Source organism: Paenibacillus sonchi (genome assembly GCF_016772475.1).
Classification (GTDB): Bacteria; Bacillota; Bacilli; order Paenibacillales; family Paenibacillaceae; genus Paenibacillus_AQ; species Paenibacillus_AQ sonchi.
This window is the reverse complement of record NZ_CP068595.1, coordinates 6,248,384-6,272,836: the sequence shown is the minus strand read 5'-3', so window position 1 is coordinate 6,272,836 and position 24,453 is coordinate 6,248,384. Positions and strand designations below refer to the sequence as shown.

Genomic DNA, 24,453 nt, shown 5'->3' with positions numbered 1-24,453 from the left:
CGACAAGCGAGGTGAACAAAAATGGCATCAACTACTCCACCCGTCTCAACACCGGATCAGTGGAATTACACAGCTCCGGACAGCACCAAGAAAACTACCGGAAACTCAACACTCGGCAAGGACCAGTTCCTGAAGATCCTCATCACCCAGCTGCAGAATCAGGACCCGATGCAGCCGATGGAGGACAAGGAATTTATCGCCCAGATGGCCCAATTCTCTTCGGTAGAACAACTAATGAATATATCAACACAAATGACAGCAATGAATCAGTCGCTTGGCGCGGTATCGGGACTGATCGGCAAGAATATTACCTGGATGGATGCAACGACTAAGGAGTCGAAATCGGGGAATGTCGATTCTATCGTTGTCAGCAGCGGCGTGCAGTACGCAGTTGTGGGCAAAGAAAAAATTGCGCTATCCGATGTCACGCAAATCCAGAATGCAGCTGCACCCACAGAAGATGCGAAAGCCAGTACCGGTTCTGCGGAGGGCGGGACGGGATCATGAGTGACAGGCTTACGATAGGCCAGCTGTATCCTGCCAGCATACATCCGTCAACACTTCAGCGGCCGGCTGGCTCCAAGAATCCTGTGAATCCAGAAGTTTCATTTGAGAGCTTGCTGCAAAAGAATATGCTGAAGTTCAGCCATCATGCAGCCAAACGATTGGAACAAAGAGGAATAGAGCTTGGAAGCCGGCAATTGGATCAAATCTCGTCCGCAGTGGACAAGGCGGCAGCCAAAGGCAGCAAGGAATCACTTATATTAATGAAGGACATGGCTTTGATCGTCAGTGTGGCTAACCGTACCGTCGTGACTGCTATGGACGGCAATTCCATGAAGGACAATGTGTTTACACAAATTGATAGTGCAGTAATCATCTCTTAGACCGGCTGGTCCTAACTGGAGAGCCGGAATGGCTGCCGACCGACTGAAGCAGCCATAGCTCAAATTCATTTCAGACAAATTCGGAGTCAAAGAACTCCATAATCCGGGAGGAAGACAAATAATGCTAAGATCTATGTACTCAGGGGTATCCGGTATGCGCGGATTCCAGACTAAGCTGGACGTAATCGGCAACAACATTGCGAACGTGAATACCATTGGCTTCAAGTCCGGACGCGTCATGTTCAAGGATATTATGAGCCAGACGGTATCCGGGGTTACGGCTCCTGTGGAAGGCGGTCAGGGCGGCGTGAATGCCAAGCAGATTGGGCTTGGAGTCAGCATTGGCTCCATTGACACCATGCACTTGGCCGGCAGCGCCATGACCACCAATAATCCGACGGACCTGCGGATTGACGGGGACGGATTTTTCCTGGTGAAGCTCGCTGACGAGCAGGAAACGCCATTCCTTACCCGCGCCGGTGATTTTCATGTGGATTCTGCCCGCAACCTGCTGACCTCTGACGGTCTCCATGTGCTTAATTCCGCTGGTGAACCTATTCAATTGATTGAAGGCACTACCGCATTCTCCATCTCCGCTGACGGTTCAGTTTTACAAACGCAGCAAGACGGAACCATCGATTCGGATACGAAAATCGGGGTAGCTAAGGTTAGCAATCCGCAAGGCTTGGAAAAGATCGGCGGCAACCTGTACCGGATGACGTTGAACGCCAATGCTGATGGAGCGCTTGCTCCAACAACAGCCAACAATGCTGAAGAAGGGACGGGAGCCATCGTTGCCGGCCAGCTGGAAATGTCCAATGTGGATCTGACCGGTGAGTTTACAGAAATGATTGTTTCCCAGCGCGGGTTCCAGGCCAATTCCCGCATTATTACGACCTCTGATGAAGTGCTGCAGGAAGTCGTCAACCTCAAGCGTTAATTTTTTGGGCCATAATCATAAACTTGCTGTATAATGGTAACGTTTCGTCTTCTGGCGCAAAGGTTATTGCGAAGTCGTGGGGAGGAACTCCTCCCCTATTTTTTGTTAGGAGGCCTGTTATGATTTCGGTAACCAGATTGAATGGTACACCCATGTTTTTAAATGCTTTACTGGTAGAAATGGTAGAAGAAAGTCCGGATACGTACATTACGCTCGTAACTGGCAAAAGGCTGATCGTGCTGGAAAAGGCCGATGAAGTCATCCGTAAGATCCGTGATTATAACAGGGACATTGGCACATATGCTGCCACCATTAAAGTCCAGTCAATGGAGGAGCTTTCATGAAAAAGATGCTGCCGTGGCTCATCACAATTTTATTAGCAATAACTCTTATAGTTGTAGCTGCCTTTTTACTAATGGATAAGATCTTTCCCAGTGATTCGAATGACGTGAATACGGCAGTTCAGAGCGTGGAGACCAAAAAGCTCAGCGCGGATGAGATCGTCGCATTAACGGCAGAAATCACTGATATCAAAACTAATACTGCCGATCCCGATTATATCCTTAAAGTAAACATCGCGTTCCAACTGGATTCAGCGAAGTCTAAGGAAGAATTCGAAAAGATAAAAGCTATTAAGATTACGCCGCTTATTATCAAGGCGATTGCTGATGCCAAGCCTGAGGATCTGAACGGGGCAAGCGGCAAAGATCAATTCAGCAGCAAGCTGATGAATATAATCAACAAGAATTTGACTGAGGGCACGATCACTCAGCTCGAATTCACTGATTTTGTTTTAGCTTCCATGTAGCTGCTGGAGGATTAATTCTTTGATAGGGGGGTGATTGAAATTGGTTGATGTACTATCACAAAACGAAATTGATGCTCTGCTTGCCGCACTATCATCCGGTGAAATGGATGCCGACGAACTTAAAAAAGAGGAAACCCAGAAGAAAGTCCGCTCTTATGATTTCAAACGGGCCGTACGCTTCTCAAAGGATCACATCCGCAGCCTTACACGGATTCATGATAACTTTGCCCGTTATCTAACGACATACTTTTCGGCCCAATTGCGTACCTTCGTGCAGATCAATGTCGTTCAAGTAGAGCAGCTCCCTTATGACGAGTTTATCCGCTCCATTCCTAAAATGACGATTTTGAATATTTTCGAAGCTGAACCGCTCGAAGGCCGGATGGTTATGGAGGTGCATCCGAACATCGCCTTTGCCATGTTGGACAGATTGCTAGGAGGCTTTGGAACGGCACCTTCCAAAATCAGTACTCTCACTGAAATTGAAACAACAATAATGGAAAGGATTTTCAGCAGATGCTTTGAGAGTCTGCAGGAAGCCTGGAAGACAGTGCTTGATATCAGTCCCCGCATGGAGGCATTGGAAACCAATCCTCAATTCATGCAAATCGTATCGCCCAACGAAACCATTGCTCTAATTTCACTAAGCACCAAAATAGGCGACACGACCGGGATGATCAACCTCTGCATACCTCACGTTGTTCTGGAGCCAATTATGACGAGGCTGTCCGTTCACCAATGGTTTGTTTCTGAAAAGAAGGTGCGCGATGAGATTGAGCTTGAGGCAATCCGGTCTAGAGTTCATCGCGCGCAGCTGCCGATTGTGGCCGAGCTGGGCGAATCGAGCTTATCCATTGCTGAATTTCTTGGTCTCAGCGTCGGCGACGTCATTTCTCTTAACAGGACTGTTGACTCCGGGCTGTCAATCAAGGTGGGGGACAAGCTGAAATTCATCGGAAGTCCTGGGATGATTAAAGAGCGTGTAGCTGTGCAAATAGACGAGATAGTCAGCGAAGGAGTTGAAGATTTTGACGAGTAAAGATTATTTGTCCCAAGAAGAAATAGATGCTCTGCTCAGACAGTCTGCGGAAGGACCAAGTGCTCCTTCGGCAAAGTCGGTGGATGATTTCTTAACCCCCTTTGAGCAGGACGCATTGGGAGAAATCGGAAATATCACATTCGGGAGTGCAGCGACTGCGCTGTCCACGTTGCTGGGCAAAAAGGTAGACATCACTACTCCTGAGGTATCCATCATCACCCGTGATGAGTTCGAAGAAGCCTTTCCAAAACCCCATGTTGCGGTGCATGTTCAATATGTGGATGGTTTTCAGGGCATCAACTCACTGGTTATCAAAATCAGGGATGCCCAGGTCATCGCGGATCTGATGCTTGGTGGTGAAGGTGAACCTAAGGACGAAGATTTGAATGAAATTCATATCAGTGCAGTCCAGGAAGCGATGAACCAAATGATGGGCTCATCGGCCACATCCATGTCAACCATTTTCAACCGCTTCGTGAATATCTCGCCTCCGGGTATCGATATCCTGAATATGTCCAGCGGAGAAGGCGTAGGCAGTCTTCCGGGTGATGAAACACTGATCCAGATTTCATTCCGGCTCAGGATTGGGGAGCTGATTGATTCTACTATTATGCAGCTGCTTCCGGTACAATTCGCCAAAGACATGGTATCTATGCTTCTGGGCGATGTTCAGTCGGAACAGGAGACGGCAGCAGCTGCGGCAGAGGCACCGCCTAAACCGGCAGCAGCTTATGAACCTCCTCCAGCGGCTCCGGGGCAGCAGACTCCTCCAGCGCAGCCTGGAGCGGTTCCGCCGCCATACCCGGGTGTGCCCGAAGGCGGATATTATTATCCTCCCGCAGGAATGCCGGCTTATGGGATGCCGCCGTATGGAATGCCGCCTCAAGGTGTGCCTTACCAGCAGGCTCCGCCGCAGCAGCCCGCACCGAACCGCAATGTCAATGTGCAGCCGGTACAGTTTGCCAACTTAAGCTCAGGTGCCTTCGGAAATATTGACGAAAATAATTTGAATTTATTGATGGACATACCACTGAGAGTAACCGTAGAATTAGGAAGGACCCAGAAGCAGATCAAAGATATTCTGGAAATGTCGCAAGGCTCCATCATCGAGCTGGACAAGCTGGCCGGTGAGCCTGTAGACATTCTGGTTAACAACAAGCTTATTGCCAAAGGGGAAGTCGTGGTTATCGACGAAAACTTCGGAGTTCGCGTTACGGATATCGTCAGCCAGTGGGACCGAATTCAAAAACTACAATAAAGCATACTTAGGGAGGATTTTGTAAAAATGGCTAACCGAATTCTAATCGTGGACGATGCAGCATTTATGAGAATGATGATCCGGGACATTTTGTCCAAAAACGGATTTGAGGTTGTGGGTGAAGCCCAGGACGGTTCACAAGCTATTGAGAAATTCAAGGAGCTGCGTCCGGATCTGATCACGATGGATATCACCATGCCTGAAATGGACGGTATTGCCGCCCTAAAAGAAATCAAAAAAGTAGATGCCAACGCCAAAGTCATCATGTGTTCTGCCATGGGTCAGCAGGCTATGGTCATTGATGCAATCCAAGCGGGTGCCAAGGATTTTATTGTAAAACCTTTCCAGGCAGACCGTGTTATTGAAGCAATCAACAAAACACTGGGTGTGTAACAAGAATTTATGCCAGTCAGTGTAGAACCGCTGGGAACAGGTAACAATCTGCTGAATTTATTAAACGTTATTTTTGTCCTTGCGGTAATTGTTGTGCTCATAGTGCTGCTTATCCGTTTTCTGGGACGCCGCAATCAGACCTTGATGAGCGGGCGTTCCATCCGTACACTTGGCGCTTTGGGCCTCGGGCCGAACAAGTCCATACAGATTATTGAACTCGGAGGCAGCCTCTATCTGATCGGGGTCGGTGAGAATATATCCATGATGGATAAAATCACCGATCCGGCTGAGGTAGCGCTGATCATTTCGGCATTTGAGGATCAATCTGCAGGACAAAATAACTTTCTTGCGCCGTTTATTGCTAAGGTTAGAGCCAAATTCCGCGGAGAAGTGCCATCGCAGGAAATCGAACTTAATGAAACATCCTCTTTCTATGAGACTTTGCAATCCAAGCTTGCGCTCGCACCAGAGCGTAAGGAGAAAATGGAAGAGCTGCTCCGGGATGATGTGCTTAAGGATGAGTCGAGGGATTTATGAAAAATAAACTGATTTTTTCACTTCTGCTACTTGTTGTATTCAGCGCTTTGCTGATACACCCTGTACATGCTGATCCTATCCCTAATATTGATATTAAGGTTGGGGGAAGCGGTGACGGTTCAAGCAGTGGCACCAGCTCCATCTCTATTCTGCTGCTTGTAACGGTTCTGAGCGTGGCTCCGGCCTTTCTTGTGCTAATGACCAGTTTCACCCGGATTGTTATCGTTCTGGGCTTTGTGAGAACCTCGCTCGGAACACAATCAATGCCTCCTAACCAGGTGCTTGTAGGATTGGCCCTGTTCCTGACGCTGTTTATCATGTCTCCGACACTGGCAAAAGTGAATGAGACAGCGCTTCAACCGTACATGAAAGGGACGATTACTCAGACCGAGGCGCTGAACAAGGCGGCAGATCCCATGAAGGAGTTCATGTTCAAGCAGACCAGCACCAAGGATTTGCTGCTGTTTATGAACTACACCGGCAACAAGACTTCGGTCAAGCCTGCAACGTACAGCGACATTCCATTGACGGTGATGGTCCCAGCCTTTGCCATCGGAGAGATGAAAAAAGCTTTTACCATGGGCTTTATGATTTTTATACCCTTTCTGATTATTGATATTGTGGTAGCGAGCACTCTGATGGCTATGGGGATGATGATGCTGCCACCGGTGATGATCTCATTGCCATTCAAGATAATGCTCTTTGTACTGGTAGACGGGTGGTATTTAGTCGTTAAATCACTGCTACTGAGTTTCAACACCTGAGATTCAAGAGGAGGCATAAGGGATGAATACGGAATTTATTATCGGCCTAGCCGGTCAAGCCGTATATTTAGTGCTCGAAACCAGCGCTCCCATGTTGATTCTTGGTCTGGTGGTAGGACTAATTGTCAGCATATTCCAGGCTACAACCCAGATCCAGGAGCAAACCCTGGCGTTTATTCCAAAAATCGTAGCTGTGCTGCTTGCATTACTGTTGTTTGGACCATGGATCATTACCAAACTGGTAGACTTTACCGGGCAAATTCTGGGCAGCCTCAATATGTACATCGGTTAAAAGTATGAATATGGAGACATGGCTTCAAAATTTTCCCGTCTTTTTGTTGATTTTTTGTCGAATTTCCGCTTTTTTTGTTGTCGTTCCTGTTTTTTCTACGAGAAGCATTCCGGCGACGTTCAAGATAGGACTCTCCTTTTTTGTAGCATTGGTCATTTTCAGCTCAGGAGGGACGGGGATTGCCGTTCCCCAGGACTTGACTTACATTCTGCTGATTGCCCGTGAGGCATTAATAGGCTTGCTGCTTGGTTTTATCGCCTATCTGATGTTTATGGCCATTCAGACAGCCGGTTCCTTCATTGATATCCAAATCGGCTTCGGGATTGCCAACGTCATTGATCCAATGACTGGCACCTCAGCTCCTGTCATCGGGAACTTCAAATATCTGATTGCTACTTTGCTGTTCCTGAGCATGAACGGACACCATTATTTACTGGATGCTATCGTGTACAGCTATAAATGGGTTCCGATAGATAATAATCTTTTGCTCAAAATGATAGACGGAAGCCTGTCAGAATTTCTGGTCCGCTCGTTTGCACAGTCATTTATGCTGGCTTTTCAAATGTCAGCCCCCCTGGTTACTGCACTTTTTCTTACGGATATTGGTCTGGCCTTTCTGGCAAGAACGGCTCCGCAGTATAACGTGTTCGTCATCGGGGTTCCTCTCAAAATCATTGTAGGACTTGCGCTGCTTCTATTATTAATGCCGGGTCTGGCCTTGCTGTTCCAGAATCTGTTCGACATCATGTTTGAGTCCATGCACAATCTGCTGGGCCTTATGGGGAAGAGTCCTTAGGTGACTTAAGGAGAGAGAGTTATGCCGAAAACGAAACGTTATGCACTCAATCTTCAGCATTTCGGGGGAGACAAAACAGAGAAAGCAACCCCGAAGAAGCGGCAGGAGGCACGTAAAAAGGGCCAAGTTGCAAAAAGTGCTGAACTATCCGGTGCGGTTGTGTTGTTATCGGCTCTTCTGACCTTAATGATGTTTGGGGGTTTCATAAAAGAACGGGTTGTTAAACTGTATACGGATGTCTTTCAGAACCGAATGATGATGCAAGTGACTCCTGAGAATGTATCCGAGATGTTTAGACATTACGGTATACAGATATTAATTCTCCTGGCTCCGCTGTTCATCATTACGTTTGTGATGGCTCTTGTAGTGAATTTGGCTGAAGTCGGTTTTATGATGGTGACAGAAGGGCTGACTCCAAAATTCAGCAAGATCAATCCGATCAAAGGCTTCAAGAATATTTTCTCCATGCGTTCTTTTGTGGAGTTCCTAAAGTCCATCTTCAAGCTTCTGATAATCGGCTATCTGGTCTACAGTACCCTTTGGGGGAAAAGGAAAGCTTCGCTTCCCTAGCCCATGTTAGCGCGGAAGGGGCTTACCGGTTTGCAGCTAAGATGACTATGAACCTGGGCATCAAAATCGGGGCGGTACTCTTGATAATGGCTGTTTTTGATTACATTTATCAAAAGTACGAACATGAGAAGAGCTTGAAAATGTCCAAACAGGATATCAAAGATGAATATAAAAAAATGGAAGGCGATCCGATCATTAAAGGCAAAATCCGGGAACGGCAGCGAAGAATGGCTATGCAGCGGATGATGCAGGAGGTTCCTAATGCGGATGTGATCATCACTAACCCGACACATTTTGCAGTTGCCCTGAAATATGACGGATCCCAAATGGAGGCTCCGCAAATTATAGCCAAAGGCCAGGACTTTGTGGCACTCCGTATTCGTGAACTGGCTAAGGAGCATGGTGTTATAACTATGGAGAACAAGCCGCTCGCACGAGCGTTATTTCAAAGGACAGAAATCGGCGATGTCGTTCCTGCCGATCTTTTTCAGGCAGTAGCTGAAGTACTCGCTTATGTTTACAAGCTTAATGGTAAGAGGAGATAAGTCGGGAGGTTGAGGACATTGAAAGCAAGAGATCTAACAGTTCTACTGGGTGTTATCGGTATTGTGCTTATGATGATTCTGCCCATCCCGGCTTGGCTTCTGGATGTACTGCTAATTATCAATATTTCGATAGCCTTAACTATTATACTGGTAGCAATGAATACAAAAGACCCACTGCAGTTCTCGATATTCCCTTCATTGCTGTTAATCACAACCTTGTTTCGTCTGGCACTGAATATTTCAACCACGAAGTTGATTCTGTCGGATGGTCATGCGGGTGAGGTTGTAGCTACGTTCGGAAGCTGGATTGCCCGGGGACAAATCGCTATTGGATTCATTGTCTTCCTGATCCTTGTCGTCGTGCAGTTCATTGTTATTACAAAAGGTTCGGAACGTGTAGCCGAGGTAGGCGCCCGGTTTACACTGGATGCGATGCCCGGCAAACAGATGAGTATTGATGCCGATTTGAACGCTGGCATGATTAATGAACAGCAGGCTGGTGAACGCAGACGCAAGATTGAACGTGAAGCCGACTTTTTCGGGTCTATGGATGGTGCGAGTAAGTTCGTCAAGGGAGATGCTATTGCGAGCATCATCATCCTACTGATCAATCTGATCGGCGGTTTCATTATCGGTATGTCTGTTCACGGATTGTCTTTCCAGGCTGCTCTTTCGACATACTCCGTATTGACTATCGGGGATGGTCTGGTCAGCCAAATTCCAGCACTGCTCATTTCAACCGCTGCCGGGCTTATTGTTACCCGCGCAGCATCAGATGGCAATCTGGCGGAAGATTTAACAGGACAACTACTTTCTTATCCAAAGCTTCTGTATATCGTGGCCGTAACTATTGCTTTCCTCGGTTTTTTCACCCCGATTACAGTGATGTCTACCTTGCCACTAGCGGGGCTATTAGGCTATGCCGCTTATACTATGAGCCAAAAGGCCAGTCGTCAGCAAATAGCTGAAGAACAGCTGGTTGAAGAAAAACAGATCGAGGAAGTGCGCAGTCCGGAAAGTGTAATCAACCTGCTCTCTGTCGATGCTATCGAATTTGAGTTCGGGTACGGGCTTATCCCCCTTGCAGACACGGGCCAGGGCGGCGATTTGTTGGATCGTATTATCATGATCAGGCGGCAGTGTGCATTGGAGATGGGTCTTGTCGTCCCTGTTATTCGCATTCGCGACAATATTCAACTAAAACCGAATGAATATGTGATCAAAATTAAAGGAAATAACGTTGGCGGTGGTGAATTATTACTTAATCACTATCTGGCAATGAGTCCAGGGTACGAGGATGAGTCGATTCATGGAATTGAGACGGTAGAACCATCCTTTGGTCTGCCAGCGCTATGGATTGACGAGTCTGTGAAGGAACGGGCCGAATTGTCAGGCTATACCGTGGTTGATCCCCCTTCAGTAGTGGCTACACATTTGACCGAGCTGATCAAACGTTATGGCCATGAGCTGCTGGGCCGGCAGGAAACCAAGCAGCTTGTCGACAATCTCCGCGAAAATTATCCTGTGCTGGTGGACGAGCTTGTGCCTTCCGTACTGGCCATCGGGGATATTCAAAAGGTGCTCGGCAAGCTGCTGCGTGAGAAAATCTCGATTCGTGACCTGGTGACTATTTTTGAAACGTTGGCGGACTACGGAACCTATACCAAAGACCCGGATGTACTGACTGAATATGTCCGGCAGTCCCTCTCCAGACAGATTACACAGCAGTTCTCACAGACCGGAGAGACGTTAAGGGTGATCACAGTGGGACCGAATCTGGAAAAGAAAATCTCCGAAAGTGTGCAGCAGACTGAGCAGGGCAGCTATCTTGCGCTGGACCCTGTCTCGACACAGACCGTTTACCAGCGGCTTACGGAGCAAATCAACCGTTTGCTTCAATCGGGACAGCAGCCTATTGTACTGACCTCCCCGACAATACGGATGTATCTGCGCCAGGTGATTGAACGGACTATGCAGGACATCCCGGTGTTGTCCTACAGTGAGCTGGAGCCAAATATTGAAATCCAAAGCGTTGGGGTGGTGAATCTATGAGAGTGAAGCGTTATGTGGTCGACACGATGCCTGACGCCATGCATTCCATCCGCAGCGAGCTGGGAAGCGATGCCGTCATTTTAAGCACCAAGGAGGTCAGAGTCGGCGGTTTCATGGGGATGTTCAAAAAGAAGAAAATTGAGGTTGTTGCGGCAGTGGAGGACGCCCAGAAGCCTGGAGCGTCTGCAAAGTCACCAGCTGCCCCGCTGAACATTCCACGCAGCGCTGTTCCCCAAGCATACCAGAAGGCTGCGGCCGCCTCTTCGGCACCTGCAGCCGCTGGTGCAAATGAACCAGCGGCTCGGACGGCCACCTCAGGGAGTGAGGCAGCGGCGAAGCAGACCTTTGCCGAGATTGCTGCGGCGTTGTCTGATACCTTAGAGAACAAAGGGAGTGTAGCCGTACTGCCTGCGGTCCAGGAGGAGGAAGAAGAGACTGGCTACTTGGAAGCCGAGGAAGCTCCAATTCAGCATTCAGCAGCACCAGCTGCTAAGCTTGCAGGCATGGCAGCCATAGATGAGGCCCGGAACAAGAAATTGAATGCCGCATCTACACCTGAACTGGAAAGTGATGTGCTGCGGGAGATTCGCGACATGAAGCAATGGATGGAGCGGATTGCCCGTTATTCATCTGGTGCTGTAGAGCTTCCAGAGCAGCTGGAGCAAATAAGAGACCGTCTGATGGAACAGGAGACGGATGCCGTTCTGGTCGATGAGTGGATCAGCAATATTTTTGACCAGTGGCATGAGGAAGGCCGCATCTGGGCCCCGGAGCAGTTCAATGTCAGGATGGCCGCTCAGGTTGAGGATTTTTTATCCGGGCGCATTGCTAACGGGATTGCACCGGATACGCGGATTGTTTACATCGCAGGACCAACAGGTGTCGGCAAGACCACTACCATTGCCAAACTTGCCGCTGAGCAGTTGTTCAGGCAAGGGCGCAAGGTTGGACTGATTACCTCGGACACCTACCGGATTTCGGCCGTAGAGCAGCTTCGCACTTATGCGGCTATACTCAATATGCCTCTGGAGGTTGTACAGTCTCCTGGTGATTTGCAAAGAGCCTTGTTCCGGCTCGAAAGCTGTGATCTAGTGCTTATGGATACGGCAGGCCGGAATTACCGTAACGAAATGCTGGTAGCGGAGCTGCAGAGCCTTTTGGCCAAAGAGCTTAAAAGTGAAACCTTTCTGGTGCTCAGCCTGACCTCCAAAAGCCGGGATATGAAGAAGATTGCTGAACATTTTGGCCGCTATCAGCTCGATAAAGTGATCTTTACTAAACTGGACGAGACAGGAAGCTATGGTCCGCTCTTCAATGTTCTGAATGATTTCCCGCTCAAGCTTTCCTATATAACCAACGGTCAGAATGTACCCGATGATTTGCTGGCTGCTACCAAAGATCAGCTTAGCGGGATGATTTTGGGAACAGGGGGAATGTGATGGATCAGGCGCAATCCCTGAGGAGGCTTGTGTCCAGCCAGGGACCCAAACGTGCATCCGGAGGGGAGGCATCCGCCCGGATTATCACTGTTTGCAGTGGGAAGGGGGGTGTCGGCAAATCGAATTTCACCTTGAACTTTGCACTCACACTCAAAGCGATGGGCAAAAGAGTGCTCTTGTTCGATGCTGATATCGGTATGGCGAATATAGATGTGCTTATGGGTGTGTCGGCTAAGTATAATCTTTATCATTTACTGAAAAGGGAAGCGGATATCGGAGAGATCATTCATAAAGGACCCAACGGGCTTCCTTTTATCGCAGGCGGTTCAGGTATGGACGAGCTTTTTTCGCTGTCTGAGGCGGATCTGAGCTACTTCACGGACCAGATCGCCGGAATTGCGGACACGATGGATTTTATTCTCTTCGATACAGGAGCAGGGCTTTCCAAAGAAACCATGAAATTCATTACTTCGGCGGATGACTGCCTGGTGGTCACTACACCTGAACCCACTGCGATAACGGATGCTTACGCACTGATAAAGGTAGTAAATAATTCCCATCCGAAGGTTTCCTTCCGGCTGATCGTCAATCAGGCAGGGGATGAGAAAGAGGCGCGCGCCACCAGTGATAAAATCCGCATGGCGGCAAGCCGGTTTTTGCAATTGGATATTTCTTTTCTTGGATATATCAGCAGCGACACCCATGTAGTTCAGGCAGTAAAGAGACAGATTCCATTCTCGGTGGCTTTTCCGAACAGTTCGGCAGCCAAAGATGTACATAGGCTTGCGCTTAGCTATTTGGCCGCTGATTCGGCAGACACCACTAAAGTTCAAGGCATCAAGGGATTTATCAGCAAGTGGTTGAAGCGAAAAGAATAATTGTTCTGAATTCGAGGAACAGAGGTGGAAATGATATGAAACCTTATCGAGTTTTGGTTGTTGATGATTCTGCATTCATGCGCAAGATCATTTCCGATTTAATTGAAAATGATGCTAACTTTCAGGTTGCGGCGACGGCATCCAACGGACGTGAAGCCATTGAAAAAGTCAACGAACTTTCTCCGGATCTGGTCACCATGGATGTCGAAATGCCGGAAATGAACGGCCTGGAGGCGCTCAAAATAATAATGGCGCAGCGTCCTCTGCCGGTAATCATGCTCTCAGGTATTAATGAAGAGGGCATGAAGGAAACCATTCTGGCACTGGAGTGGGGGGCTTTTGATTTTATCCGCAAGCCCTCCATATCGAACTCACAGGATATTATAGCTGTGGGCGTTTCGCTGAGAGAGCAAATGAAAGAGGCAATGCTTGCCCGCCAGCAGCGCGAAGCCAGAGCATCCGCATACAAGGTGCCTGAGCTGCCTGCTGCAGAGGCGGCCCCCGCACCGCAACCGGAGCGCGGGCCTGTCAAACGAAGTCCGGAATCTCCCAAGAAAGCTCCGGAGCTTCCACGCAAGCCGGCTGACAGGCTGAAGGCCAAGCCGGATTTGAACCCTGCCTCAGAGAAGGATAAGGGCAAAAGTCCGCCGGGAAGAACAGCTACGGATGGCGCTCTTCCGCCAGACACGGCCAAGCGGTCCGCGCTGCCTCCCAAGCCGGCTTCCGATCCCTCCAGAAACCGTTCGAAAGAGGAAGCCAAACCGGCACAGCCGGATTCGCGCCAGCCTGCTTCAGCTGCTGCCAATTATGAATCATCTGCAGCAGGCGGGGACCGCAAATCCGCCAATAAGGGATTGCGCAAGCTGGTAGCCGTCGGGTGTTCCACGGGCGGTCCAAGAGCTTTAAAAGCATTTCTTGAAAATATTCCGGCTGATTTTCCAGCACCTATTGTCATTGTGCAGCATATGCCGCCCAATTTCACCAAGTCGCTGGCCCAGCGGCTGAATACTTTCAGTCCGCTTGAAGTGGCGGAAGCAGAACAGGGAATGATTCTGCGTCAGGGGGCGGCATACATAGCTCCCGGCGGTTATCATATGAGGGTAGTTCCGGCTGCGGGCGGTCAATATGCCATTGATCTGACTCTGGAAGAAGCCCGCAACGGACACCGTCCATCGGTGGATACACTCTTCGAGTCCATCCTTCCATATACCTCACTGGAGCGGCACGCAGTGATTATGACAGGGATGGGCAGCGATGGTGCCAGAATGATGAAGTCACTTTATGATTCGGGAGTGACCTCCACCTTTGCCGAAAGTGAAGAAACCTGTGTGGTTTACGGGATGCCGCGTTCTGCGGTGGAATTGCAGTGTGTAAGACATGTCCTGCCTTTGCAAGAAATTGCTCCAAGGCTGGTGCAAGCCGTAAAATAATGGAAAAGCGAACTTGAAGGGGAGGTGCCCGCTCATGGACATGAACCAATATTTATCCATGTTTATTGATGAGTCAAATGATCATCTGCAGTCATTGAACGAAAGTATGATGGGGCTTGAAGCAAATCCTGAAGATCTGAGTATTGTACAGGTTATTTTCCGCTCTGCCCATACCTTGAAGGGTATGGCGGCAACCATGGGCTTTGAGGATTTGGCTTCACTTACGCACCAAATGGAGAATGTTCTGGACTTAGTGCGCAACAACAAGCTGCGGATGCAGGATTTCATTTTTGACACCCTGTTCAAAAGTCTGGACGCCCTGGAATCCATGGTCGAGGATATTACAGGCGGCGGAGAGGGCAAAGCGGATGTATCGGCCATTGTTGCGTCTTTGCAGGCGATTGTCCGTGGCGAGATCCCGACCGCAGCCGGTGCTGCAGCCGCTTCGGCAGCAGCACCGGCTGCCGAAGCTCCCGTATTCCTTGATGAGTTTCAATACTCCGTTCTGGAGCAGTCGCTCCAGGAAGGCCATAAGGTGCTGTATGTCGATGTGGCCATCCGCAAGGACTGCCAGCTCAAAGCAGTGCGGGCATATATGGTCTTTGATCTCCTCGAACGTTCCGGCGAGGTTGTCAAATCCTTCCCTTCGGTTCAGGACATAGAGCAGGAGAAATTTGACCATAGCTTTTCGCTCTATTACATAACCCAAAAGGAAGCCAGTGAGATCCAGGCGATGATTCTGAATCTGTCTGAGATCGACAAGGTGACTGCCGTAGCTCTGGATCAGGAATCCTTGCGTCAGATGGGTCAGGATACGGTTGCCGCTACGGCCGAAGCGCCTGCTCCTGTAAAAGAAGCTGCCCCTGTTTCTAATGCTTCACCGGCATCTGCCGCACATGCCAAAGAAGACGCCGGCAAACCGGCTCCTGCGAGAACAGGAGGAGCACCCTCCCGGACGATCCGTGTAGATATTGAACGGCTTGATGTGCTGATGAATCTCTTCAGCGAGCTGCTCATCGACCGGGTCCGGCTGGAGCAGCTTGCTTCAGAGGTTCAGAACACCGATCTGACGGAAACGGTAGAACATATGGGCCGGGTCAGCGGAGATCTGCAGAATATTGTCATGAAGCTGCGCATGGTCCCGGTGGATACCGTGTTCAACCGGTTCCCGCGCATGGTTCGTGACCTTGCCAAATCCCTGGACAAAAAAATCGACCTGATTGTTACCGGCGCCGAGACGGAGCTGGACCGCACTGTTATCGATGAAATCGGTGATCCGCTGGTCCACTTGCTGCGTAACGCTGTAGACCATGGTGTCGAAGGGATTCAAGACCGTTTAGCCGCCGGCAAGTCTGATACAGGAACAGTTAACCTGAGGGCATTCCACAGCGGCAACCATGTCTTTATCGAAATCGAAGATGACGGTGCCGGAATCAACCCGCAGAAAATACTGCAGTCGGCGATCAAAAAAGGCATTCTTTCGCAAGAACAAGCATCGAGTTATTCCGATGATGAGGCAATACAGCTCCTATTCGCACCGGGATTCAGTACCGCTGAAGTAATCTCCGATGTATCCGGCCGCGGTGTGGGATTGGATGTTGTCAAATCAAAAATCACCTCACTTGGCGGGAATGTGGTGGTCTATTCCACCCAAGGCAAAGGTACCAACTTCTCAGTGCAGCTGCCGCTGACCTTGTCGATTATCGCAGCTATGCTTGTCCGTCTGGGCACGGAGAAATACGCGATACCGCTCTCGTCCATTGTGGAAACCGGCATTGTGAAGCAAACCCAGATCCGGAGCATTCACGGCAACAAAATGGTGGAGTTCCGCAACAGCCATATTCCGCTGGTTTCACTAAGCAAAATCTTTTCAGTACCGGATTATGATGAAAGCACGGAGGAAGAGACGGAAATTGTGGTTGTGCGCAAGGGGGAACGCCTGGTCGCTCTGGCCGTTCAGGATTTTATCGGGCAGAACGAAATTGTCATCAAGAATCTCGGTAAATATTTGCCTGAGGTTCAAGGCATATCCGGCGCCACTATTCTTGGTGACGGGCAGGTCGCACTCATTATTGATCCGAATGCTTTTATTAAATAATTTAGGATAGAACAGGGAGGTTCATTCCATGGCTGAAGACATTAAGGTGATTGTGTTTAAACTCGGAACTGAAGAATACGGTATCGAAGTGGATAAGGTGCAGACGATCGAGCGCATGATGCCGATTACCCGTGTACCCAAGACGTATTCCTTTATCAAAGGGGTTATCAATCTGCGCGGAGTAGTGATTCCGGTTATTGATTTGCGCGGCCGGTTCGGGATTGAAGAAGCGGAGCACACAGACCAGACCCGTATCATTATCGTGGCAGTCAACGAAATGGAAGTAGGCTTTATTGTAGATTCGGCCAACGATGTTATTGATTTGAACCAGGATGCGATTGATACCCCTCCGGATGTAGTGGGCGGCATCAAAGCGAAATATCTGGACGGGGTGGCCAAAATCGGAGAAGACCGTCTGCTCATCATGCTCAACTTGTCCGAAGTGCTGAACAAGAATGAAATTGTGCAGTTGGAAAGTCTAGAGGGCTAACCTGTGGAGCTATTCAAAAACTTCAAGGATTTTAAAATGGATGTGCTCAAGGAAGTCGGTAATATAGGAGCCGGCAACGCTGCCACCGCGCTGTCACAGCTTCTGGGCAAACCGATTGACATGGCTGTCCCCAAAGTTCAGCTGCTTAATTTTGAAGAAATTACGGACAAGGTCGGCGGGGCGGAAGAACTGGTCTATGCTGTGTTCCTGCGGGTTGAAGGAGAAGCGCCGGGCAATCTGTTCTTCATCCTGACACCGGAGGCCGCAATTAACCTGCTTAGCCGGATAGCCGGGATTGAGCTCACAGGCAATGGGGAATTGGGCGAGATGGAGCTGTCGGCACTGAACGAAATCGGCAACATTCTGGCCGGCTCTTATTTATCCTCTCTTGCGGACTTCACCTCGCTGTCCATGTATCCGACCGTACCGGCGCTGGCGATGGATATGGCTGGGGCGATTCTAAGCTATGGTCTGCTGCAGTTCGGGCAAATGGGTGATGATGCTTTGCTGATCGATACCACTTTCCTTGAGGGGCACAACGAAATTGAAGGGCAATTTTTCCTTATACCCGATCCGGAATCTTTCCCGAAAATCTTCAAAGCATTAGGAGTACCGTTCGATAATGATTGAAGAGCAAAACGTTATTAAAGTAGGTATGGCGGATCTTAACGTAGGCAGTGAGGAAAGTCTGGTTCGTACAACAGGTCTCGGCTCCTGCGTAGGAGTTACTTTGTTCGATCCTGGGAAAAAGCTTGCAGGGATGGCACATGTGATGCTGCCCTCATCCGAAATTGCCCGGGAGGGACAGATGAACATCGCCAAATTTGCGGATACCGCACTGCCGGAGCTATTATCCCGCTTGCTCGCGCTTGGCGCCGTCCGGAGCCGTCTTGTAGCCAAAATGGCTGGAGGGTCCCAGATGTTTGCCTTTGCCGGGGGGAGTGACACCATGAGGATCGGGCCTCGTAATGTGGAATCCTGCAAGCTTGCTCTTGAGGCCTTGAACATACCGCTTATCGCCGAGGATACAGGCGGAAACTTCGGCCGCACTATAGAAATCGCCTGCAACACCGGGATATTGTATATCCGCAGTGTTCAAAAAGGCACGAAGGAAATATAGCCATGAAGGGTAAAATTCTATTGAGTCTGTTGTTCGGATTGCTTGGATTTGCCTTTACCTTTCTTATCAATTATGGGCATAACTTACTGGGAACCAGCCTGATTCGAGGAATTATTAGTTTTATTGTCTGGTTTCTGCTTGCCTTCCTTCTAAGATGGGTATTGGGTTTTATTATTAAGCAATCCGGGTCCACGGAGAGCGGTGAGACAATCTCTGCCGGGGGGACTGAGGAGCTTGGCTCCAATCTCGATATCAGCACTCCGTCCCAGGATGAAGAATTAATCAATCTGCTGAAGCAAAAGCCGGAAAAGGCAAGCGGGGACGCGGAGGGCTTTACGCCGATGCAGCCTCCCAAGCTGGTCTCTATGAAAGATCCTGAAGAATTGGCCAAGGCCGTTCGTCACCTGAAAGAAGAATAAGCGGGTTCTGTTAGGCCCGCTGACTACACTTTGGGAAGGGTGAAAGCCGTTGAACGAGCATAAAGCTACTCAATCAGAAACTGACGGGCTCTGGGAGCAGTGGAAAGAGCACGGGAATCCTGAAGCCAAAAAGAAGCTGATTGAGAGTTATCTCCATATTGTTGACTACGTATCCAGCCGTTTGGCAGTGGGACTGCCTAAGAATGTATCCAAAGACGATTTGGCCAGCAATGGTGTGATGGGCTTGATTGACGCGATTGAGAAGTTTGATTACAAGCGGGGGCTCCAGTTTCAGACCTATGCATCCTGGCGTGTGCGCGGAGCGATCCTTGACTCGTTGCGGCAAAGTGACTGGGTTCCCAGATCGGTGCGGGAAAAAGCCAAAAAAATCGAGGATGCCTACCAGCAGCTGGAACAGAAATACTTGAGATCTGTGAGTGACGAGGAAATGAGCCAGTATTTGAACATTACGGAGCCGGAATTTCAAAATATGCTGCAGGATGTGGCGGTCATGTCGCTATGCTCGCTTGAGGATCCCATCCGTGAAGAAGAATCAGAGACCCGTATGTCCATATTGGTGGACGATAAAGCCAAGAACCCGGATCGAAAAGTGAATGAATTTTATCTACGAGATACCCTGACCAAAGGCATCGAGAAATTAACAGTGAAAGAACGGACAGTTGTGTCCCTTTTATATTATGAAGATTTGTCATTGAGCGAGATCGCCGAGGTGATGTCACTGTCTCCTTCACGGATTTCGCAGCTTCATTCCAAAGCTATTTTGCGGCTGAGAGGAACACTTGAGAAAAACCGGGATCTTCTCATGCAAAACGACTAACCGGGCGACGGTGACAAGGGGGAGCAGAAATTGATCGGTCATTATGTTTTGAGCCAGTATATTAGCATCAACTTTTCGGAGGATAAGGGGATTGCTTACCTTCAGTTTTCTAAGAAGGATGAAAATTTCTCCTGTACGGTTGAAGATCTGGAAAGCTTCCTGCACAGTCACAACATTCGCTACGGGATTCAGCGGGACATCGTTCAACGCATCAGCAGCAACCCAGAAGAGTATTTTTTCAGTAGGGTGCCTATTGCAATAGGTGAACCTGCTGTAAATGGTACTGACGGAAGAGTAGTACTCACTGTCGATCTGGAAGAGGACCGCAAACCGCTGGAGAAGGCGGATGGGAAAGTGGATTACAAGGATCTGGTGCGGCTTCATAATGTTCTGAAAGGCCAGATTATCGCCAAAATCATTCCGCCGGAACCGGGAAAAAGCGGCACGATGGTTACTGGGGAGGAACTGCCGTTCAGACCAGGCAAAGAGGCTCATTTCAAAGTAGGCAAGAACGTGCTGGTCGATCAGGAAGAAACGGCCATGTATGCAGCAATTGATGGGCTTGTGACCTTAACCGACAAAGGCAAAATTAATGTTTTTCCGGTCTATGAAGTCAATGGGGATGTGGATTACAGCACAGGCAACATTGATTTTGTGGGTACAGTTGTGATCCGGGGGAACGTGCTGACAGGTTTCACCGTCAAATCTGCGGGTGATATCCGTGTGGTAGGCGGGGTTGAAGGAGCAGAACTGATCTCCGGAGGCTCCATTGAAATTACCGGAGGGATTATCGGATACAACAAAGGTCTTGTAAGCGCCGGTAAAAATGTGAAGGTTTCCTTCATCCAGGACGGGAATGTAGTCGCCGGCGAGGATGTGATTGTGACACAGAGCGTGATGCATTCCAATATCAGGGCCGGCAGGGATGTCCTGTGCAATGGTGCGAAGGGGTTGATTGTGGGGGGCATCGTGCAGGCCGGTGAACGCGTTGTGGCGCGAACCATCGGCAACACCATGTCGACAGCAACAGCAATTGAGGTAGGCGTGGTTCCTGAGCTTAGAAATGAGATCAACGAACTGCGCCAGGAATTGCGCCATCTGCTGGAGAATGAGGATAAGACCAACAAAGCTTTGTATCTGCTTAACCAGCTTGCAAACAACGGTCAACTCTCTCCTGACAAGGTGGCTCTTCGTGTGAAGCTGAACGCTACCAAGCAATCCCATATGCGTGAGGAGAAAAAAATCAAAGAGCGCGTCCTTGAGATTGAGAGAATGCTGGAGGATACCGGCAGAGCCAGAGTAGAGGTTATTAAAACCATCTATGGAGGCTCTAAGATTGTTATCGGCAGGTATACCCGCTTTGTGAAGGACCCGACAGAACGGGTTACCTTCATTTACAGCGACGGTGATATAACCATGACGCCTAACCTGTAAAGCCTGGGCCAGCTGTGGCGGTTTACCGGAGGTACAGGATTCCTATGCTTAGCGCTGTGAACATTTCAGTGGAGGAGAGGGTATTATGAGTCTGAAACCGGTGGAACTCCAAATTGCTGTGCCCCGGACAACGGAGGCAGGCAAAATTCAAAACGGATTGCAGCATCGTCCCGCGCTGGATCAGCAGCAGCTGGCCGGGCAGAATGTGAAGCAGACGGAACAGCTCGCCCAGCGGAGCAGTGAAGTGGATGAATCCGCTGAACCGGCTCTGCGCGATCATGGAGGCGGAGGCCAACAGCCAGGCGGCCATTCTGCCCCGCCCAAACCTCAAAAGACCGAGACTGCTCACGATGCTGAGCATCCCTATAAGGGACACCGCATTGACCTGAGTCTATAATGGACAGTATTGAATTGAACAGCAAAAGGAGATAAGGCACTTGCAACCATGGGTATACATCGTGCTGGTTGGCGCTGTAGCTATCGTCTATGCCCTGAGACTGCCAGCCCGCAGCAAGAACGAGACAGCGGACCGACAAAGTTTAAAAGAGACCGAAGCCGCGCTTGAGCTGTATATGGCAGACATCGAGCGTGATAATGACAACTTGCTGCAGCTGGTCAGCGGCATCAAGCAGCAGTCCCAGAATAACCGGGCTGCCCTCCAGGAGGAAATTGCCGGTCTGCGGGAGCAGGTGGCCGAACTGCAAAAAAGCTCGCTGCTCCTGGAAGCCCGGCTGACCGCTGAGGAAAAAAGCCTGCTCCAGCTGTCAGCAGCCTTTGGCAAGGGCAGCGCTGCGGGGACGGCTGAGCAGGGCGTCAAGGAGCCTTTAACCGGAGAGCCTGCTCCCAAACCCAAACCGGTCAGTTCGATCAAGCAGCGTTATCCCCGGTTGTTCGAGCTGCATGAGCAAGGTAAATCTATTGACTCTATTGCTAAGACTGCAGGTCTGCAGCGCGGAGAAGTCCAGCTGATTCTGCAGCTGGCCAAGCAGGAGGAGTCGGTATGATCAAGAATCGCTCGTTCATGCTTGGCCTTGGTGCCGGACTGATTAGCGGAGCGTTGCTGCTTCAACTGATGCTCGCCGGCGGAGCCGCCCCTATGACCAAAGAGCAGCTGCTCAAGGAAGCGGCCAAGCTGAACCTGACAGTAACCGACAAAGCTGCTGATGCACCGGCAGCAGAGGGAGAAGGGGATCAGCGGAGCAAAGATCCCGCTGCGGCGGGAAATCCGGCCGCGACGGCTCCGGCAGGCTCCGCCAAACCTTCTGCATCCCCGCAAGCCTCGCCTGCAGCTTCGCCCAAGGCTGCTTCACAGCCAACCGCTGCTGTAACACCTGCGGAGCCTTCAGCACCTGCTGCACCCAAGACCACGGCCGCAGTGAAACCGCAGGCAACGAAGCTGCCGGTACAAGCACCCTCCACACCCGATCCGGCGGCAGCAGGCGGGATTTCCGTAAAGATCCCTACAGGAGCAACGCTCTCCGGGACCGCTGATCTTTTGGCTGAGGCTGGAGTGGTCAAGGATAAGGCAGAGTTTCTCAAAAGCGCCATCAGCCGTAAAATCAATACAAAAATTCAGTACGGCGGCTATAACTTTACAAAGGGAGAAAGCATCGATTCTATCATCGACAAGCTGATTACCGTGAAGTAAACGTAGGCGCAGCATGGCCCCTAAGAAATTAACATGAAGCGTTGCATACGCTGTTTGAATATGGTATAGTAATAAACGGTGTTAAAACACACGCCGGTTGATTTCGACAAGGGGTGCTTTCTTCTGAAGAAAGTCTTGTAGGAAAATGACACGCGGCGGAGGAGACACACAATAAACCAAACCTAGGAGGTGTGTGAAGATGGCAGTAATCTCCATGAAACAGCTTCTCGAAGCTGGGGTTCACTTCGGTCACCAGACCCGTCGTTGGAATCCAAAGATGGATCGTTATATCTTCACTGAAAGAAACGGAATTTACATTATTGACTTGCAAAAGACAGTCAAGAAGGTAGAGGAAGCTTACAACTTTGTAAAAAGCGTCGCTGGCGACAACGGCACAATCCTATTCGTAGGAACTAAGAAGCAGGCACAGGATTCCGTAAAAGAAGAAGCTGAACGTTCGGGTATGTTCTTCATTAACCAACGTTGGCTGGGTGGTACCCTGACTAACTTCCAGACTATTCAGAAACGGATTGACCGTCTGAAGAAATTGGAACTTTGGGAAGAAGACGGTACCTTCGCAGTTCTGCCTAAGAAAGAAGTTATCCTTCTCCGCAAAGAGAAAGATCGTCTTGAAAAATTCCTCGGCGGTATCAAAAACATGAAAGGCCTGCCTAGCGCGCTGTTTATCATTGACCCGCGTAAAGAGCGCATCGCTGTTGCGGAAGCCCGCAAACTGGGTATCCCAATCGTGGCTATCGTTGATACCAACTGTGATCCGGATGAAATCGACTATGTAATTCCGGGTAATGACGACGCGATCCGCGCCGTGAAATTGCTCACTGGCAAAATGGCTGACGCAGTGGTTGAAGCTCACCAGGGCGAAGATACAACTACAGCTTAAGCAGCAGCCGGGACTTAACAAGAACTTAAATGAAAAGGGTGGTTGGCAGGTGGATAACCTCTCACTGCCCTTTTTTTAGGATAATAGACTTGAAAATGCAATATAACGACAACTATCTGGAGGGGAAATAACAATGGCAGTAGATGCAAAAGCAGTAAAAGAACTTCGTGAAAGAACTGGCGCAGGCATGCTGGATTGCAAAAAAGCGCTGGAAGAAGCTAACGGTGATATCACCAAAGCAGCAGAATTGCTTCGTGAAAAAGGTCTTTCCGCAGCTGCTAACAAAGCTGGACGTATTGCAACCGAAGGTGTTGTTGAATCTTACATCCACGCTGGCGGACGCATTGGCGTGCTTGTGGAAATCAACTGCGAAACTGACTTCGTAGGTAAAACGGATTCCTTCAAGGAATTTGCCCGTGATATCGCTATGCAGATCGCAGCAGCTAACCCGCTTTATGTTCGTCGTGAAGAAGTGCCGGCTGAAGCTGTAGAGAAAGAAAAAGAAATTCTGAAGGCTCAAGCGCTGAACGAAGGCAAGCCGGAAAAAATCGTTGAAAAAATGGTAGAAGGCCGCATCAGCAAGTTCTACGAAGAACACTGTCTGCTGGAACAAACCTTTGTGAAAGACCAAGACAAAACGATCTCCCAACTGCTGAACGAAAAAATCAGCACGATCGGAGAAAACATCTCCATCCGCCGCTTTGTCCGTTATGAGCTGGGCGAAGGTCTGGAAAAGAAAGTTGACAACTTTGTAGAAGAAGTTATGGCGCAAGTCAATCAATAACAGCACACTGTTTACAGCTTACAGAATTGAATAATGGCAAGCATCAAAAGAGCGGAACACATACACGTAGTGTTCCGTCTTTTGTAAGAAAGT

28 protein-coding genes and 1 pseudogene are annotated in these 24,453 nt (G+C 49.5%); all 29 read left to right on the top strand.

Annotated features, from left to right (window positions below; all coding sequences use genetic code 11):
* Positions 1-21: 21 nt before the first annotated feature.
* The 29 genes and pseudogenes from flgD (at position 22) to tsf (ending at position 24,360) form a co-directional block, all read left to right on the top strand.
* Complete coding sequence (flgD, locus tag JI735_RS28105) at positions 22-507, top strand: flagellar hook assembly protein FlgD (protein WP_039836557.1); 486 nt, start codon at positions 22-24, stop codon at positions 505-507.
* Complete coding sequence (locus JI735_RS28100; protein WP_039836558.1) at positions 504-887, top strand: TIGR02530 family flagellar biosynthesis protein; 384 nt, start codon at positions 504-506, stop codon at positions 885-887. Before flgD ends, JI735_RS28100 begins: the two co-directional genes overlap by 4 nt.
* Before the next feature lie 121 nt (positions 888-1,008).
* Positions 1,009-1,827 carry a flagellar basal body rod protein FlgG gene (gene flgG / locus JI735_RS28095; protein ID WP_039836559.1) on the top strand — a complete coding sequence of 273 codons (819 nt, stop codon included), beginning with the start codon at positions 1,009-1,011 and terminating at the stop codon, positions 1,825-1,827.
* 119 nt (positions 1,828-1,946) lie between these two features.
* Entirely contained in the window at positions 1,947-2,171 is a 225-nt protein-coding gene (locus JI735_RS28090; RefSeq protein WP_020434117.1) for a flagellar FlbD family protein, read from the top strand.
* Positions 2,168-2,635, top strand: coding sequence for a flagellar basal body-associated FliL family protein (locus JI735_RS28085; RefSeq protein WP_020434116.1), 468 nt, complete (start codon positions 2,168-2,170; stop codon positions 2,633-2,635). Before JI735_RS28090 ends, JI735_RS28085 begins: the two co-directional genes overlap by 4 nt.
* A gap of 40 nt (positions 2,636-2,675) precedes the next feature.
* Positions 2,676-3,674, top strand: coding sequence for a flagellar motor switch protein FliM (fliM, locus tag JI735_RS28080; RefSeq protein ID WP_039836560.1), 999 nt, complete (start codon positions 2,676-2,678; stop codon positions 3,672-3,674).
* The gene (gene fliY / locus JI735_RS28075; RefSeq protein ID WP_039836561.1) at positions 3,664-4,932 is read left to right on the top strand and encodes a flagellar motor switch phosphatase FliY; all 1,269 of its coding nucleotides are present in this window, start codon (positions 3,664-3,666) and stop codon (positions 4,930-4,932) included. Before fliM ends, fliY begins: the two co-directional genes overlap by 11 nt.
* A gap of 27 nt (positions 4,933-4,959) precedes the next feature.
* Positions 4,960-5,325: a response regulator gene (locus JI735_RS28070; protein ID WP_019910416.1), complete on the top strand. Its 366-nt coding sequence runs from the start codon at positions 4,960-4,962 to the stop codon at positions 5,323-5,325.
* Positions 5,326-5,334: 9 nt separating this feature from the next.
* Complete coding sequence (locus JI735_RS28065) at positions 5,335-5,862, top strand: flagellar biosynthetic protein FliO (protein WP_020434113.1); 528 nt, start codon at positions 5,335-5,337, stop codon at positions 5,860-5,862.
* Complete coding sequence (gene fliP, locus JI735_RS28060; RefSeq protein WP_039836563.1) at positions 5,859-6,626, top strand: flagellar type III secretion system pore protein FliP; 768 nt, start codon at positions 5,859-5,861, stop codon at positions 6,624-6,626. Before JI735_RS28065 ends, fliP begins: the two co-directional genes overlap by 4 nt.
* A 22-nt stretch (positions 6,627-6,648) precedes the next feature.
* Positions 6,649-6,918: a flagellar biosynthesis protein FliQ gene (fliQ, locus tag JI735_RS28055; protein WP_020434111.1), complete on the top strand. Its 270-nt coding sequence runs from the start codon at positions 6,649-6,651 to the stop codon at positions 6,916-6,918.
* 10 nt (positions 6,919-6,928) lie between these two features.
* Positions 6,929-7,714 (top strand): flagellar biosynthetic protein FliR, encoded by a 786-nt coding sequence (fliR, locus tag JI735_RS28050; RefSeq protein ID WP_039836564.1) that lies wholly within the window; start codon positions 6,929-6,931, stop codon positions 7,712-7,714.
* 21 nt (positions 7,715-7,735) lie between these two features.
* Positions 7,736-8,829 (top strand): annotated as a pseudogene (gene flhB / locus JI735_RS28045) (flagellar biosynthesis protein FlhB).
* An 18-nt stretch (positions 8,830-8,847) separates the two neighbouring features.
* On the top strand, positions 8,848-10,881 hold the full coding sequence (flhA, locus tag JI735_RS28040; protein ID WP_039836566.1) for a flagellar biosynthesis protein FlhA: 2,034 nt from the start codon (positions 8,848-8,850) through the stop codon (positions 10,879-10,881).
* Entirely contained in the window at positions 10,878-12,320 is a 1,443-nt protein-coding gene (gene flhF, locus JI735_RS28035) for a flagellar biosynthesis GTPase FlhF (protein WP_202676645.1), read from the top strand. The genes flhA and flhF overlap by 4 nt, the downstream gene beginning before the upstream one ends.
* Positions 12,317-13,198 (top strand): MinD/ParA family protein, encoded by an 882-nt coding sequence (locus JI735_RS28030; protein ID WP_039836571.1) that lies wholly within the window; start codon positions 12,317-12,319, stop codon positions 13,196-13,198. Before flhF ends, JI735_RS28030 begins: the two co-directional genes overlap by 4 nt.
* A gap of 35 nt (positions 13,199-13,233) precedes the next feature.
* Entirely contained in the window at positions 13,234-14,628 is a 1,395-nt protein-coding gene (locus tag JI735_RS28025) for a protein-glutamate methylesterase/protein-glutamine glutaminase (protein ID WP_039836573.1), read from the top strand.
* Positions 14,629-14,662: 34 nt separating this feature from the next.
* On the top strand, positions 14,663-16,726 hold the full coding sequence (locus tag JI735_RS28020) for a chemotaxis protein CheA (RefSeq protein ID WP_202676644.1): 2,064 nt from the start codon (positions 14,663-14,665) through the stop codon (positions 16,724-16,726).
* Positions 16,727-16,754: 28 nt separating this feature from the next.
* Positions 16,755-17,216, top strand: a complete 462-nt coding sequence (locus JI735_RS28015) for a chemotaxis protein CheW (protein ID WP_020434102.1) — start codon at positions 16,755-16,757, stop codon at positions 17,214-17,216.
* A gap of 36 nt (positions 17,217-17,252) precedes the next feature.
* On the top strand, positions 17,253-17,846 hold the full coding sequence (locus tag JI735_RS28010; protein WP_269847235.1) for a chemotaxis protein CheC: 594 nt from the start codon (positions 17,253-17,255) through the stop codon (positions 17,844-17,846).
* On the top strand, positions 17,839-18,336 hold the full coding sequence (locus JI735_RS28005; protein WP_039836579.1) for a chemotaxis protein CheD: 498 nt from the start codon (positions 17,839-17,841) through the stop codon (positions 18,334-18,336). Before JI735_RS28010 ends, JI735_RS28005 begins: the two co-directional genes overlap by 8 nt.
* A gap of 2 nt (positions 18,337-18,338) precedes the next feature.
* Positions 18,339-18,755, top strand: a complete 417-nt coding sequence (locus JI735_RS28000) for a hypothetical protein (RefSeq protein ID WP_039836581.1) — start codon at positions 18,339-18,341, stop codon at positions 18,753-18,755.
* A gap of 49 nt (positions 18,756-18,804) precedes the next feature.
* The gene (locus JI735_RS27995) at positions 18,805-19,593 is read left to right on the top strand and encodes a FliA/WhiG family RNA polymerase sigma factor (RefSeq protein WP_020434098.1); all 789 of its coding nucleotides are present in this window, start codon (positions 18,805-18,807) and stop codon (positions 19,591-19,593) included.
* A gap of 30 nt (positions 19,594-19,623) precedes the next feature.
* The gene (locus JI735_RS27990; RefSeq protein ID WP_039836582.1) at positions 19,624-21,027 is read left to right on the top strand and encodes a flagellar assembly protein A; all 1,404 of its coding nucleotides are present in this window, start codon (positions 19,624-19,626) and stop codon (positions 21,025-21,027) included.
* An 85-nt stretch (positions 21,028-21,112) separates the two neighbouring features.
* A complete protein-coding gene (locus JI735_RS27985; RefSeq protein ID WP_039836583.1) occupies positions 21,113-21,424 on the top strand; it encodes a hypothetical protein in 312 nt (103 codons plus the stop codon).
* Between the two features lie 40 nt (positions 21,425-21,464).
* Positions 21,465-22,031 (top strand): hypothetical protein, encoded by a 567-nt coding sequence (locus JI735_RS27980; RefSeq protein WP_039836584.1) that lies wholly within the window; start codon positions 21,465-21,467, stop codon positions 22,029-22,031.
* Positions 22,028-22,675 carry an MltG/YceG/YrrL family protein gene (locus tag JI735_RS27975; protein WP_039836585.1) on the top strand — a complete coding sequence of 216 codons (648 nt, stop codon included), beginning with the start codon at positions 22,028-22,030 and terminating at the stop codon, positions 22,673-22,675. Before JI735_RS27980 ends, JI735_RS27975 begins: the two co-directional genes overlap by 4 nt.
* Before the next feature lie 199 nt (positions 22,676-22,874).
* Complete coding sequence (rpsB, locus tag JI735_RS27970; RefSeq protein ID WP_020434093.1) at positions 22,875-23,576, top strand: 30S ribosomal protein S2; 702 nt, start codon at positions 22,875-22,877, stop codon at positions 23,574-23,576.
* A gap of 133 nt (positions 23,577-23,709) precedes the next feature.
* A complete protein-coding gene (tsf, locus tag JI735_RS27965) occupies positions 23,710-24,360 on the top strand; it encodes a translation elongation factor Ts (RefSeq protein WP_020434092.1) in 651 nt (216 codons plus the stop codon).
* Positions 24,361-24,453: the final 93 nt, after the last annotated feature.